The sequence below is a fragment of the Bacillus sp. FJAT-50079 genome, assembly GCF_018343515.1.
Classification (GTDB): domain Bacteria; phylum Bacillota; class Bacilli; order Bacillales; family Bacillaceae_C; genus Lederbergia.
Map to the genome: position 1 here is coordinate 531,297 of NZ_JAGYPD010000004.1, position 11,580 is coordinate 542,876.

Consider the following 11,580-nt stretch of genomic DNA (forward strand, 5'->3'; position numbering starts at 1 on the left):
GAGCCGGTGCCAATGAAATGGTTTGAAATTAGTATCCATACGACAAACGAAGCGATAGAACCAATTTCTAATATCCTTCATGAAACGGGAGCAAGTGGGGTTGTCATTGAAGATCCGACAGAGCTAACGAAAGAACGTGAAGATTGGTTTGGAGAAATATTTGATTTAAATCCTGATGACTATCCGACTGATGGAGTGATCATTAAAGCTTATTTGCCAGCAAATAGCTTTATTAATGAAACGGTCGAAACAATGAAACAGGAGATTACAGATTTAACCAATTTCAATATTGATATTGGACGAAATGTCGTAACGATGGTAGAAGTGAACGATGAAGACTGGGCAAACGCTTGGAAGAAGTATTATCATCCTGTGAAAATATCCGAAACTTTTACGATTGTTCCAACATGGGAACAATATGAGACAGTAGCAAATGAAAAGGTCATCGAGCTAGATCCTGGGATGGCGTTTGGAACAGGAACACATCCGACAACCGTCATGTGTATTCAAGCTTTGGAAAGAACGGTCAAATCGAATGATGAAGTTATTGATGTTGGCACAGGCTCCGGTGTTTTAAGCATTGCCGCGGCATTATTAGGCGCAAAGCACGTCGATGCACTTGATCTAGATGAAGTAGCAGTCAAATCAGCGATGGATAATATCAACTTAAACAAGGTAGGAAATGTTGTTCATGTACAACAAGGCAACCTACTGCAAGGTGTATCCAAACAAGTGGATGTCGTCGTTGCTAATATTTTAGCAGAGGTGATTTTACGTTTTACGGATGACGCCGCAAACGTCGTGAAGGAGAATGGCTATTTTATTACATCTGGCATTATCCAACAGAAAAAAGATGAAGTAAGAGAAGCATTAATTGCATCCGGTTTTTCGATAGAGGAAACATTGACGATGGAAGATTGGGTTGCATTTATCGCAAGAAAGAACGGGTGAGGTAGAATATGCAACGTTATTTTATTCAACAGCCTTCTGACGGACATTCGCCGTTCGTTATCGATGGAGACGACTACCATCATATTGTTCGAGTAATGCGGATGAAAATCGGCGATGTCTTTTTAGTTGTTTTTCCCGATCAACAAACGGCTAAAGTGAAAATTGACCAAATTACCGATCAAATCGTTGAAGTGAGCATCATTGCCTGGGAGGATCAAAAGAGCGAACTCCCCCTCCATGTAACGATTGCGAGCGGACTGCCCAAAGGGGATAAATTGGAATGGATCATTCAAAAAGGGACGGAGCTTGGTGCTTCCGAATTTGTCCCTTTCAATGCGGATCGCTCCATAGTAAAATGGGAGAAGAAAAAGGCAGCGAAAAAAGTCGAACGATGGAATAAAATCGCAAAAGAAGCAGCGGAACAGTCCCATCGACAAGTATTGCCTGCTGTTCATTCTCCAATGACATTGAATGAATTGCTTGCATTAAGCAAAGATTATCAGTTTAAAATCATTGCTTATGAAGAAGATGCGAAGCAAGGGGAGCGCAGTACGTTTGCTCGACTGTTAAACGAAGCGCAAGAGGATGATCGGCTTCTTCTTATCTTTGGGCCGGAAGGCGGGCTTTCGGATCGAGAAATCGAGCAATTAACTGCATCTGGATTTGAACGATGCGGATTAGGACCAAGGATTTTACGAACGGAAACAGCGCCATTATATGCTTTGTCGGCGATTTCCTATCAATTTGAATTAATGAGGTGATTTTATGTCTCTAGTTGCATTTCATACATTGGGTTGTAAAGTAAACCATTATGAAACAGAAGCTATTTGGCAATTATTTAAAAGCAATGGGTATGAGCGTGTTGAGTTTGAATCAACAGCTGATGTTTATGTTATTAATACGTGTACGGTGACAAATACCGGCGATAAAAAAAGTCGTCAAGTCATTCGGCGCGCGGTTCGGAACAATCCGGATGCGGTGATTTGTGTAACAGGCTGCTATGCGCAAACATCTCCGGCAGAAATTATGGCCATTCCTGGAGTTGATGTTGTCGTTGGAACCCAAGATCGCGTGAAAATGCTTGAGTATATTGAGCAATACAAAGAGGAACGCCAGCCGATTAACGCGGTCGGAAACATTATGAAAAATCGTGTCTATGAAGAATTAGATGTTCCTGCATTTACAGACAGGACACGCGCTTCTTTAAAAATTCAAGAAGGCTGTAATAATTTCTGTACGTTTTGTATCATCCCTTGGGCGCGTGGCTTAATGCGTTCAAGAGATCCGAAAGAAGTTATTCGTCAAGCACAACAACTTGTTGATGCTGGGTATAAAGAAATTGTTCTTACAGGGATCCATACAGGCGGCTATGGGGAAGATATGAAAGATTATAATTTAGCGGCATTATTGCGTGATCTTGAGGCACAAGTACACGGATTAAAACGAATTCGTATCTCCTCGATTGAAGCAAGTCAGTTAACAGATGAAGTAATTGATGTCATTGATAAATCAAAGCTCGTTGTGAGACATTTGCATATTCCACTGCAATCTGGCTCAAATACGGTGCTAAAAAGAATGCGCCGAAAATATACGATGGAATTTTTTGCAGAAAGGCTTAAGTTGCTAAAGAAAGCATTGCCAGGCTTAGCTGTTACTTCCGACGTAATTGTTGGCTTCCCAGGTGAAACGGAAGAAGAATTTATGGAAACATACAATTTTGTGAAAAAACATCAATTTTCTGAGCTGCATGTCTTCCCATATTCGAAGAGAACAGGAACGCCAGCTGCTAGAATGACTGATCAAATTGATGAAGAAATTAAAAATGAACGCGTACATCGCCTTATTGCGCTATCTGATCAACTGGCAAAAGAGTATGCGTCTCGCTTTGAAAATGAAGTGCTTGAAGTCATTCCGGAAGAAGTGTTTAAAGATGATCCGAATAGCGGACTTTATGAAGGTTATTCAGATAACTATTTGAAAGTAGTCTTCCCAGCGACAGAGGACATGGTTGGGAAAATTGTAAAAGTGAAATTAACAAAAGCAGGCTATCCGTACAATGAAGGGCAATTTGTCCGTGTGTTAGATGAAGAGCCTGTTAAAACATCAATGATGATTTAAGAGACGATGGAATCAAATCAAGTTGAGCTCAATTAAGAATGGGACTCAAAAAACACTTTAAAAATAATATAAAAGGCAAGTGAAGGTGAAGAAAAAACGTTTTTCTTCACCTTCTTCCTTTTCATCGTTTCTATAAACTTTTTAGATTAAACTATATCATCGATTCTTCAAAAAGCATTTGCCGTTTATTTTCTGTAAGATCATGCTAAAATAACATGAATGCACTAGCTGAAATAAGGGAGGAAATCTACATGTCGGAACAAATTGCTCGAATGATCGACCATACATTGTTAAAAGCGGATGCAACGAAGGATAACATAAATATATTATGTAAAGAAGCGAAGGAATATCATTTTGCCTCTGTATGTGTAAACCCGACATGGGTGGCTGAGGCTGCAAACTTATTAGAGGGAACAGGTGTCAAAGTATGTACTGTCGTTGGTTTTCCATTAGGAGCGAGTACTCCAGAAACGAAAGCTTTTGAAACAAAGAATGCGCTTGAAAATGGTGCAGATGAAATCGATATGGTAATTAATATCGGCGCATTAAAAGGCGGAGATGATGAGCTTGTAAAGCGAGATATTACTGCTGTTTGTGAGGCTGCGAAAGGCCGTGCACTTGTAAAGGTCATTATTGAAACGTGCTTGTTAACAGACGCAGAAAAAGAGAAGGCATGCGCGATTGCTAAAGAAGCTGGCGCCGATTTTGTCAAAACGTCAACTGGGTTTTCAACAGGTGGAGCAACGGTAGAAGATGTCGCTCTTATGCGTAAAGCGGTCGGACAAGATCTTGGTGTAAAAGCATCTGGTGGCGTTCGCAGCTTAGCTGACGTTGAAAAAATGATTGAAGCGGGTGCGACAAGAATCGGTGCAAGCTCGGGTGTTGCGATTGTCCAAGGATTAATGGGAAAGAGTGACTATTAAGTTCTCTTGCCCCCGTGAATCTTGCTAATTAACCGGCCAAATTGATTAGCAAATGGCAATACGACTAAAGAGCATAGAACATTAAATACGACACTTGCATGGGCAAGCTGTGACTCAGGTGTATCTGTCATCAGTCGGCTTGCATCAGCTAAAATATGACTTAACGGTAAAAATATAAGGGCGCCGGCAATATTCAGCCACATGTGGGCAAAGGCTGTGAGCCGGGCTTCATGCCCCGCTCCAATCGCTGCAAGCAGTCCGGTAGCACACGTACCAATATTAGCACCGAGCATGATGGCGATCCCCGTTTCAAGCGGAAAAATTCCTGTCGCAAGAAAACTCATCGCAATTCCTGTCATGACGGTACTCGATTGAATAAGGGCCGTTAGAAGTGTCCCAGTTAAAAATGCGATGATAACATAATCCCTCATCAAATAAATTAAATGTTGTACGTAACTAACTTGAGCAAGCGGACTAGATAACCACTCAAATCCATTCATTGCGGCAAAAATCATGCCGATTCCAACAAAAATAAACCCAGTGCTTCTCCATTTTGCATGTTTAAATAACATGAAGAAAAGTCCGATTGCTAAAAAAGGAATAATAATTTTCGTCAAATCAAAAGTGAAAAACTCCAGCGTGATGGTTGTCCCAATATTTGTTCCTAAAATGATTCCAATTGTTTGCGGAAAAGCGAGAATTCGAGCAGATACGAGCCCGACAGCGATGACGGTAACAGCTGAACTGCTCTGTAAGACGGCAGTCATGACAATTCCAGCGATAAAACCGCTAATCGGCGTATTTGTCATTTTTCGGAGCAACCCTTCCACCGCTCCGCCCGATACATTGAACAAACCAACCCTTAACCATGTCATCCCAAGTAAGAAACAGAGAGCTAGAACAATAAAAAAACATAAATAGAGCATGTCTTTCACCTCAAATCATCTTATGAACAAATTGAGATGGACATGCAAAAATAACAAAAAAACGTCTAAAAGGATAAAGATTGTTGACCTCTGAAAAGGGTTATATTATAATTGCAAAGTACATGGGTTTCCATGTATGAACATGTTATTGCTATGTTCGGAGGGAGGGAAAGAGATATGTCAAGAACAGTTGTTCGTAAAAACGAATCACTTGAAGATGCTCTTCGTCGCTTCAAACGTAATGTTTCAAAAAGTGGAACAATACAAGAAGTTAGAAAGCGCGAGTTTTATGAAAAACCAAGTGTGAAACGTAAAAAGAAATCTGAAGCTGCAAGAAAGCGTAAGTTCTAATAGAGGGTGCAAGAATGTGTCTTCTCGAACGATTCCGGATATGATTGAAGCAAGCGATGAACTAGAAAGATAGGCTAATCGTCATTGAATGCTACAAATAGCGATCGGCCACTGGTGTTGGCGGATCATCATAATCGAAACAAAGAAGAGTTGACAGTCCTTTCTCGCAAAAAAAGCAGTATGTAATACCCTCCGTGGATTTGAATATGTGAATGGAGATACATTCTCTTGGAAACAGTCAATGAAACTTAGCTTTGTAAATATTATATGTTGTAAACATATATCATAATTCGCAGTTAACAGAGCCGGTAAGCTAACGCTTGCCGGCTCTTTGACATATTTCATTAAGGAAAAAAGCAAGTTTTTGCATAGAATTTCAGCTATAATAAATATAGATAAGTTGAATGAAGATTTTACATCTATTTAAGTAAATAACATTTGATAAGAGGTATACTTAGTTGATTTGTGTGAAAGGTGGCGACTCCTTGAAAACACAATGCATTTCCTTCATGCGGTGTACCTTTAGGGAAGCCTATTTAATGTCCTAGAGGATTAGCGGGAGCGGCAGGACGTATTTTAAGGAACGAAGCCTAAAGTCGCGACAACATGTGGCAACAGGATGTTGGTCATAAGCCTTGAACGTAAATCAACAGTATTTTTCTCTCATTTCGTAAGTATATTATTAAATTCAACTTATATAGATATTTCAGGTGAAAAGATTGTAATAAAAATGAAACTTTTACAACTTGTAAACGTAATACAGGTATATATGCTTCAGTGAGGGGAGGGAATCAAGGTGAAGAGGTTTTTCATGCTCATCTGTATCGTGCTGGCTAGTGTATTATCATTTTTGCCTGTTCAGGCAAAAGGAAAAGAAGCGAATGTCTACGTGATTCCGATTAAGGATGATGTCGAAAAAGGATTAAGTGCTTACTTAGACCGAGCGATTAGCACTGCTGAGGAAAATGGTGCTGACTTGATTATTTTTGATATGAACACACCTGGTGGGGCAGTCGATGCGGCGCGAGATATCGGCAACCGGATCGCAAAAACGAAGATTAAAACTGTAACATTCGTCAATTCATGGGCAATTTCTGCTGGCTCTTATATCGCTTTATATACAGATGAAATTTATATGACGCCAGGTGCGGTTATGGGAGCATCTGCGATCATTGATCAAAGTGGAAATACGGCTGGCGAGAAAGCCGAAAGCATGTGGCTGTCTGCAATGGAAGGGGCCGCAAAGCAAAGCGGGCGTGATCCGGAAATCGCAAAAGCAATGGCAAGCGGTGAGATCGATTTGCCAGATTTGAAAAAAGAGGGTAAGCTTTTAACGCTAGGAGCAGACAATGCGTTCAAAGTTGGCTATTCTGAAGGTACGGTTAATAATATAGAAGAACTGCTGCAAAAGCTAGGCGATGCCGATGCGAACGTGCAAACGGTGAAATCAACCTTTGCTGAGTCATTTGCCAGATTTATTACAAACCCTGTTGTCGTTCCAATTCTTCTATCAATCGCAAGTCTAGGGCTTGTGTTAGAATTATATTCACCGGGATTTGGCTTGCCGGGAGGAATGGGAATTAGTGCGTTATTATTGTTCTTTTATGGACACTATGCAGCTGGGCTTGCAGGGTATGAATCAATGATCTTATTCATATTAGGAATTATATTAATTGTCGCAGAGTTTTACCTGCCGGGAGGAATTGCTGGACTTCTCGGTACTGTGTCAATCATCGGCAGTATTATAATGGCTGGTGGAAATGTTACTTACTATGGGATTTCCATCATCATTGCGCTGTTTTTAGCGGCACTTGCAATTATTATCATGGTAAAGGTGTTTGATAAACGTATGAATATATTTAAACGATTGATTCTTACTGATGCGACAGATACGGAGAGTGGCTACGTATCGAATGTGAATCGTCTTGAGCTGATTGGGCGCGAAGGGATTACCGTCACCGCGCTTCGCCCTGCCGGAACAGTTGAGGTCGATGATGAGCGCCTTGATGTTGTAGCGGATGGTGGATTTATTGAGAAAGATACAAAAGTAAAAGTGATTAAAGTGGAAGGCTCTCGCATCGTTGTGCGAAAAATATAATAGATTAGCCTTAGTTGAAGGAGGAAATAAAGGATGGAAGTAGCACTAGGATATGAAACGATCTTTTTATTAGTAGCAATTGCCATTGGAATCATTGTGCTTGCGGTATTGTTCACATTTGTTCCAATTGGCCTGTGGATTTCAGCCATTTCTGCTGGTGTTCGCGTTGGTATTTTTACTTTAATTGGGATGAGATTAAGAAGGGTTATTCCAAACCGCGTTATTAACCCACTTATTAAAGCACATAAAGCGGGTTTAAAAGTTACAACAAACCAACTGGAGAGCCATTATCTTGCAGGCGGTAATGTTGACCGGGTTGTCAATGCGTTAATTGCCGCTCAACGTGCTAATATTGACCTAGTATTTGAGCGTGCGGCAGCGATCGATCTTGCTGGTCGTGACGTACTTGAAGCGGTACAAATGAGTGTAAACCCTAAAGTAATTGAAACACCGTTTATCGCTGGTGTGGCAATGAACGGGATTGAAGTGAAAGCGAAGGCAAGAATTACGGTGCGAGCAAACATTGATCGCCTCGTCGGTGGTGCCGGTGAAGATACGGTCATTGCTCGTGTCGGTGAAGGGGTTATTTCAACAATCGGTTCGAGTGATACACATGAACGAGTGCTTGAAAATCCAGACTCGATTTCACGTACGGTCCTTTCAAAGGGATTAGATGCTGGTACGGCATTTGAAATTCTTTCGATCGATATTGCGGACGTTGATATCGGGAAAAACATCGGTGCGCAATTACAAACAGACCAGGCAGAGGCTGATAAGAAGATTGCCCAAGCGAAAGCGGAAGAAAGAAGAGCCATGGCTGTTGCTAATGAGCAAGAGATGAAGGCGAGAGTAGAAGAAATGAGAGCGAAGGTTGTTGAAGCCGAAGCAGAAATTCCACTCGCAATGGCCGATGCGTTAAAATCAGGAAATTTAGGTGTTATGGACTATTATTCTTTGAAAAACATTAATGCTGATTCAGATATGCGTGACTCGATCAGTCGAATGACGACGAAGCCAGCAAATGAAGATAATCTAGAATAAATCGTTATGAAGCGATTTGGAAGGAGGTAGCTCCTTGGAACAACTTATTCTTTTGGCCATTTTTGGTATCATTAGCATGGCCTTTAACGCGATGAAAAAATCAAAGCAACAGCAATCTGATCAAAGAAAACCTGTGGCTCAGCAAGCTAAACCATTCGTAGAGCCACGTAAAGAGTTAGTTGAACATGATATTGATCTTAGCAAAGCGAGAAATTTGCGGGAAGCAGCTGAAATGCTGTTTACGAAGCCGGCTCCAGCAGTAAAGGAAGTTAAAAAGGCGGAGCGAGAAGAGGTTCGAGAGCAGATCATCGTTTCTGAAAAAAGGGAGGCAACTCAAAATGCACTCCCCACATCGAAGCCGGATGCTGTCAAACGATCATCCTTGCCACTTCAACAAAATGATATTGTAAATGGTATCATCATGGCAGAGGTATTAGGGCCGCCACGCGCGGTTAAACGATATCGACCGCAAAGGAATGTATAACCCGAATTAGCATTGATTCAGAGGGAGTTCAAATTCCCAATTCAACATTACAGAATTTTGTGGAGCTTAGGTAGGCAACCTAAGTTCGCCGCGTCCTGTGGGCACGAGTTCGAATAAATATTCACCAGAGCGTAAATGATTAAACAAAAAAATGTGATGAAACCCCCTTTCCACTCATACATATGAGAGGAAAGGGGGTTCTTTTTCATGGCCAAAAAATGGACTCACAGACTACGTAAATGGATGACAAATAAAATGGAACTTCCTGCTGATGTCATGATGGATTTGCCAAGAGTGACAATGGTTGGGCAGCTTCATATATATATAGAAAATCATCGAGGTTTGCTTGTATTTACGGATAGCGAATTAAGGCTTCTCCTTACGCAAGGGCAATTATTAGTGAGAGGGAGGTCGTTTGTCATTAAAACGATTTTGCCAGAAGAACTTTTATTGGAAGGGAAAATTGAAGAAATTCATTATTTAAATGAATAGGAGATGGCGTAATTGAAAAACCAATGGTTGACGTTCATATCTGGCAGAGTATATGTAAGAGTAAAAGGGCCTGGTCTTGAAAGATTTCTTAATCAACTTACACGTGCTAAGCTCGCGATGTGGAAGATTAGAAGATTAAATAAACATGAAATTGTATTTTACATCGAGCTATCTAACTTACATACATTAAGACATATTGCTCGCGAAACGGATTGTGAAGTTACCCTCCCAAGAGGCGAAGGTCTCCCTTTTTTATGGAAAAGGGTGTTAAAAAATAGCGGTTTTGCTATTGGAATCATGTTATTTCTATTTGTAATCCTTTTTTTATCTAACGTCACTTGGGGAATTCATATTACAGGTGCAGATCCGGCAACGGAACATAAAATTCGTAAAGAGCTTGATAAGATTGGTGTCACCATTGGGAGATTGCATTTCGCAATTGCAGATCCGGAGTCGATTCAACAACATCTTACTGAGACGATCGATAATTTGACATGGATTGGTGTGGAGTTAAAAGGGACAACCTATCATTTTCAAGCGGTTCAAAAAACAGAGCCTGAAAAAGTAGAACTAAAAAGCCCAGGCCATCTTGTCGCTAAGAAGAAAGCGGTCATTTCGAAATTATTTGTTGAGAAAGGAAAGCCGGTTGTTAAGGTCCATCAATACGTAGAAAAAGGAGAACTCCTCGTTTCTGGTTTAATTGGTAGTCAAGGAAAAGAAGAAGCTGTTGCCGCAAAGGGGGAAGTGTGGGGTCTCACTTGGTACAATTCAAAGGTCGATGAATACCCATTAGAATCCCTTTTTCAAGTATATAGCGGTGAAGAAAAACGCGTGCATTCCATAAAAATAAACAAGTTCAATTTACCTATTTGGGGAATGAAGAAAAATGATTTTCAAGATTATGGAACGGAAATCGATATCCGGCCGATTCGTTTTTTAGGATGGGAGCTGCCGATCAGTTATCAAGAGTTAACGATTCGCGAGAAGGAGAAAATTGTACGTAAATTAACGAAAGAAGAAGCAATTGAAGCAGCAAAGGAGTTAGCGAGAAAATCGGTAAAAACAAAAATTCCAGAAGACGCCAGGATTGAAAAAGAATTTATTTTGCATGAAGATGTAGAGAATGGTAAAGTTAATTTATCCATTAATTTTCAGGTGATTGAAAATATTGCTGAAGAAAAACCGTTCATTCAAGGAGACTAACGCATGTCAGAAGAATTGATTACAAAAAAGATTGAATTAGAAAATACTGAAGAAGCGTTTGCTTTATTTGGAAATGCTGATCTTCATTTAAAACAAATGGAAGAAGAGTTTGCTGTCGCGATTGTGACGAGAGGGGAAGCAATTAATATTTCTGGTGAGGAGGGATCTGTTGCACTCGCTCAGGAAATTTTACATCAATTACTCCTCGTCATCCGCAAAGGGATTCATATATCCCCTCGCGATGTTTCTTACGCAATCCAAATGGCAAAGCAAGATCGGATTGAATATTTCTCAGAATTATTTGAAGAGGAGATTGCTCGAAATACGAAAGGGAAGTCCATCCGGGTAAAAACACTTGGACAGCGTCAATATATTGATGCGATCCGCAAGCGTGATCTCGTGTTTGGCATTGGACCGGCGGGTACGGGAAAAACATATCTCGCAGTTGTTATGGCCGTTAATGCGTTAAAAAACAACCAAGTCAATAAAATCATTTTGACTCGTCCCGCCGTGGAAGCTGGTGAAAGTCTTGGATTTTTGCCAGGAGATTTAAAGGAAAAAGTAGATCCTTATTTGCGCCCTCTATACGATGCTCTCCATGATGTACTTGGTGTTGAGCATACACAACGGCTGATTGATCGAGAAACGATTGAAATTGCTCCGCTCGCTTATATGAGGGGAAGAACATTGGATGATGCATTCGTCATATTGGATGAAGCCCAAAATACGACGGAAGCACAAATGAAGATGTTTTTAACGAGACTTGGCTTTGGATCGAAAATGATTATTACCGGTGACGCAACACAGGTGGACTTGCCTAAAGGAGCGCAGTCAGGTCTTGTTGCAGCAGAGCGAATTCTACATGATGTGCCGGGGATTGCGTTTATTCGTCTAACACAAGGAGATGTTGTGCGCCATCCACTCGTTGCACGTATTATCAATGCCTATGAAACAAAAGAAGGAAAACCTGAACGATGATTCAGGTTTTTTCTT

The 11,580-nt window shown here is 40.8% G+C and carries 12 protein-coding genes; 11 read left to right on the forward strand and 1 reads right to left on the reverse strand.

Going from position 1 to position 11,580, the window contains the following annotated elements; genetic code table 11:
* The first annotated feature begins 12 nt into the window (after positions 1-12).
* The 4 genes from prmA to deoC all read left to right on the forward strand — a co-directional run bounded on the left by prmA (position 13) and on the right by deoC (position 3,992).
* The gene (gene prmA, locus KHA95_RS13450) at positions 13-951 is read left to right on the forward strand and encodes a 50S ribosomal protein L11 methyltransferase (RefSeq protein WP_213138018.1); all 939 of its coding nucleotides are present in this window, start codon (positions 13-15) and stop codon (positions 949-951) included.
* Positions 952-959: 8 nt separating this feature from the next.
* Positions 960-1,712, forward strand: a complete 753-nt coding sequence (locus KHA95_RS13455; protein WP_213138019.1) for a 16S rRNA (uracil(1498)-N(3))-methyltransferase — start codon at positions 960-962, stop codon at positions 1,710-1,712.
* 4 nt (positions 1,713-1,716) lie between these two features.
* Positions 1,717-3,069, forward strand: coding sequence for a tRNA (N(6)-L-threonylcarbamoyladenosine(37)-C(2))-methylthiotransferase MtaB (mtaB, locus tag KHA95_RS13460; RefSeq protein WP_213138020.1), 1,353 nt, complete (start codon positions 1,717-1,719; stop codon positions 3,067-3,069).
* Positions 3,070-3,320: 251 nt separating this feature from the next.
* Positions 3,321-3,992 carry a deoxyribose-phosphate aldolase gene (gene deoC / locus KHA95_RS13465; protein WP_213138021.1) on the forward strand — a complete coding sequence of 224 codons (672 nt, stop codon included), beginning with the start codon at positions 3,321-3,323 and terminating at the stop codon, positions 3,990-3,992.
* Here the strand turns inward: deoC and KHA95_RS13470 are convergent.
* Positions 3,989-4,918: a Na/Pi symporter gene (locus KHA95_RS13470; RefSeq protein ID WP_213138022.1), complete on the reverse strand. Its 930-nt coding sequence runs from the start codon at positions 4,916-4,918 to the stop codon at positions 3,989-3,991. The two genes, deoC and KHA95_RS13470, sit on opposite strands and share 4 nt — an antisense overlap.
* 177 nt (positions 4,919-5,095) lie before the next feature.
* Here KHA95_RS13470 and rpsU point away from each other — a divergent pair, with 177 nt between their 5' ends.
* The 7 genes from rpsU (at position 5,096) to KHA95_RS13505 (ending at position 11,565) form a co-directional block, all read left to right on the forward strand.
* Positions 5,096-5,269: a 30S ribosomal protein S21 gene (rpsU, locus tag KHA95_RS13475; protein ID WP_213138023.1), complete on the forward strand. Its 174-nt coding sequence runs from the start codon at positions 5,096-5,098 to the stop codon at positions 5,267-5,269.
* Between the two features lie 790 nt (positions 5,270-6,059).
* Positions 6,060-7,367, forward strand: a complete 1,308-nt coding sequence (locus tag KHA95_RS13480) for an NfeD family protein (protein ID WP_481748446.1) — start codon at positions 6,060-6,062, stop codon at positions 7,365-7,367.
* A 33-nt stretch (positions 7,368-7,400) separates the two neighbouring features.
* Positions 7,401-8,408 carry a flotillin-like protein FloA gene (floA, locus tag KHA95_RS13485; RefSeq protein WP_213138024.1) on the forward strand — a complete coding sequence of 336 codons (1,008 nt, stop codon included), beginning with the start codon at positions 7,401-7,403 and terminating at the stop codon, positions 8,406-8,408.
* 34 nt (positions 8,409-8,442) lie between these two features.
* Positions 8,443-8,892, forward strand: coding sequence for a hypothetical protein (locus KHA95_RS13490; RefSeq protein ID WP_213138025.1), 450 nt, complete (start codon positions 8,443-8,445; stop codon positions 8,890-8,892).
* A 207-nt stretch (positions 8,893-9,099) separates the two neighbouring features.
* Positions 9,100-9,384, forward strand: a complete 285-nt coding sequence (gene yqfC / locus KHA95_RS13495) for a sporulation protein YqfC (protein WP_213138026.1) — start codon at positions 9,100-9,102, stop codon at positions 9,382-9,384.
* Positions 9,385-9,396: 12 nt separating this feature from the next.
* Positions 9,397-10,587 carry a sporulation protein YqfD gene (yqfD, locus tag KHA95_RS13500; protein ID WP_213138027.1) on the forward strand — a complete coding sequence of 397 codons (1,191 nt, stop codon included), beginning with the start codon at positions 9,397-9,399 and terminating at the stop codon, positions 10,585-10,587.
* Positions 10,588-10,590: 3 nt separating this feature from the next.
* A complete protein-coding gene (locus KHA95_RS13505; RefSeq protein ID WP_213138028.1) occupies positions 10,591-11,565 on the forward strand; it encodes a PhoH family protein in 975 nt (324 codons plus the stop codon).
* The last annotated feature ends 15 nt before the right edge of the window (positions 11,566-11,580 follow it).